The 1,145-nt window shown below is 75.8% G+C and carries 1 protein-coding gene; it reads right to left on the minus strand.

The features are described 5' to 3' along the window. Positions 1-1,145, minus strand: a 1,145-nt coding sequence (locus tag B7767_RS23240) for an acyltransferase domain-containing protein (RefSeq protein ID WP_143652602.1), incomplete at both ends; no start/stop codon positions are given.

A 1,145-nucleotide genomic window follows, 5' to 3' on the forward strand; every position in this document is an offset into this window, starting at 1 on the left:
CGGCGAAGAACGCGGCCCAGTCGACGGGCACGCCGTGGCCGTGCAGCCGGGCGAGGGCGTCGACCAGGGCGGTCTCGCCGGGGGTGGTGCGCCGCTGGGCGGCGACGGTCGCGGCGTGCTCGGGCAGCGTCTCGCGCGCCATGGCCGAGGCGACGCCGTCGGGGCCGAGTTCCAGGAACCGGGTGACGCCCTGTTCGTGCAGGGTGTGCACCCCGTCGGCGAAGCGGACGGCCTCGCGGACGTGCCGTACCCAGTAGTCGGCGGAGCAGAGCTGGTCCGCGGTGGCGAGGGCTCCGGTCAGGTTGGAGACGACGGGCAGGGCGGGCGGCCGGGGCGACAGCCGCTCCAGCACGGCCCGGAACTCCTCCAGCATCGGTTCCATCAGCGGGGAGTGGAACGCGTGCGACACCCGCAGGGCGGTCGTACGGCGGCCCTGCTCCCGGAAGACCGCGGCCACCTTCTCCACGTCCTCGGCGGCACCCGACACCACCACGGAGGCGGGGCCGTTGACGGCGGCGACACCGACGCGGTCGGTGAGGTGCGGCAGCACCTCGGTCTCGGTGGCCTGCACCGCCGCCATGGCGCCGCCGGCGGGCAGCGCCTGCATCAGCCGGCCGCGGGCGGCGACCAGCGCGCATGCCTCCTCCAGGGTGAAGACCCCGGCGACGTGGGCCGCGGTGACCTCGCCGATGGAGTGCCCCGCCACGTACTCGGGGACGACGCCGAACGACTCGGCGAGCCGGTACAGGGCCGTGCCGAGGGCGAAGAGGGCGGCCTGGGTGTAAGCGGTGCCGTTCAGGGCGTCCTCATCGTCGCCCCAGACGATCTCGCGCAGCGGCCGGTCCAGGTGTTCGTCCAGTCCGGCGCAGACCCCGTCGAAGGCCTCGGCGAACACCGGGAACCGCTCGTACAGGTCCCGGCCCATGCCGAGCCGCTGCGATCCCTGGCCCGGGAAGAGGACGGCGAGCAGTCCCTCCCGGGCCGTGGTGGCCGGTTCCTCGCCCCGCGCCACCGCGCCCAGGGCCGCCAGCAGTCCGTCGCGGTCCGCGCCGACGACCGCGACGCGGTGCTCGAAGGCCGCGCGGGTGGTCGCCAGCGAGTACGCGACGTCGAGCGGGCGCGGCGCGTCCGCACCGGCCGTCCCG

The organism is Streptomyces sp. 13-12-16, from assembly GCF_002114215.1.
Taxonomy (GTDB): Bacteria; Actinomycetota; Actinomycetes; order Streptomycetales; family Streptomycetaceae; genus Streptomyces.